At 46.9% G+C, this 603-nt stretch carries 1 protein-coding gene; it reads right to left on the bottom strand.

Annotated features, from left to right (window positions below):
* Nucleotides 1-603: hypothetical protein (locus KH400_RS29585; RefSeq protein ID WP_217227913.1), on the bottom strand; the 603-nt coding region annotated here is incomplete at both ends.

Below are 603 nucleotides of genomic sequence, written 5' to 3'. Positions count from 1 at the left end.
TCCCCCTTCTCCTCCTCCCCTTCTTTCTTCCTTTCCCTCTTCCCTTCCCTTCTTTCCTCTTCCTTCTCTTCCTTTCCTCTCCTTTCTCTCTTCCCCCCCCCTTCCCCTTCTCCCTCCTTTTTCCCTCCTCCCTTCTTTTCTTCCCTCTCTTTTCCCTCTCTCTTCCCCCTTCTCCTCTTTCTCTCTTCTTTTTCCCCTTTCTTCTCCCTCCTTTTTTTCTTCCTTTTTCCCTTCTCCCCCTCTTCCTTCTCTTTCTCCTTTTCTTTCTCCCTTTCCTCTCTTTTTCCCCCTCTTCTCTCCCTTTCTCTCCTCCTTCCTTTCCCTCCTCCCTCCTTTTTTTTCCCTTTTTTTTTCTTCTCTCCCCCTCTTTTCTTCCCTTTTCTCCTCCTTTTTCTCTTTCCCTCTTTTCTTTTTTTTCTTCTTCCTTCTCTCCTTCTTCCCTTTTTTCCTTTCTTTCTCTTTTCCTTTCTTCCTTTTCTTCTTTTCCTCTCTTCCCCCTCTCCCCCTTTTCCTTTTTCTCCTCCTTCTTCTCTTTCCTCTCTTTCCCTCCCTTTCCTCCCCCCCCCCTTCCCCTTTTTCCCCCTCTTCCTTCCCTTTTTTCTT

Source organism: Desertibacillus haloalkaliphilus (genome assembly GCF_019039105.1).
Lineage (GTDB): Bacteria > Bacillota > Bacilli > Bacillales > KJ1-10-99 > Desertibacillus > Desertibacillus haloalkaliphilus.
The sequence above is the reverse complement of the archived record's forward strand: the minus strand, read 5'-3'. Positions and strand labels throughout refer to the sequence as shown.